This window comes from Pseudomonas sp. L13, from assembly GCF_009935965.1.
GTDB classification, from domain to species: domain Bacteria; phylum Pseudomonadota; class Gammaproteobacteria; order Pseudomonadales; family Pseudomonadaceae; genus Aquipseudomonas; species Aquipseudomonas lactis.
On sequence record NZ_QODJ01000159.1, the window covers coordinates 1 to 610 of the forward strand.

At 48.5% G+C, this 610-nt stretch carries 1 protein-coding gene; it reads left to right on the forward strand.

Features of this window, described 5'->3' with window-relative positions:
* Positions 1–32: 32 nt before the first annotated feature.
* On the forward strand, positions 33–610 hold a 578-nt coding region (locus tag DK871_RS28470; protein ID WP_161907479.1), incomplete at its 3' end, for a hypothetical protein.

The window sequence follows — 610 nt, forward strand, 5'->3', positions numbered from 1 at the left end:
CAACAATGGGGTCTGGGCAAGTTGGATTTGGATTGGTGTTCCTTTTTGTGCTGGGATTCTCTGAAGCACAATGGAGTCCCAGTGAAAGAAATGATTGGACCTCAGGTGTCTTTACGCCTAGGGCAAAAGTTCAGAAGACCGACTCTAGGATGCCTCCAATTCCCAAGAAATACGGCCCAAGTAAACCTGCATCTGCCCCACAAAGACTTCCTGTCCAAACACCAGCCAAGAGTGACTTTAGGAGGCCTTCTCAAGATGTTTTTGGTGTTCAGTCAAAAGAACAGATGCTGGGTCCAGTGACAAAACTGACATGGCAGTTTCCAAGCCTGCCAGAAGAACCACAGCAGCCAGTCATCCCTTTTGATCCGCGTCACTTTGTCCCTCCCAACAGCGTAGCGGCTCAGTGTAGAGAGGGTTCCATATATGTGGAAGTCAAGAAAGACTTCTTTGGGATTGGGAAGCTAGTGAGCTCCTCTGCTCTTACACTGGGAGGCTGTACTGCAACTGGAGAAGACCCTTCTGCTCAAGTGCTTGTCTTTGAATCTGGATTGCATGGATGTGGCAGTGTAGTGATGGTGACTAACGATGAGCTTGTCTACACCTTCAAACT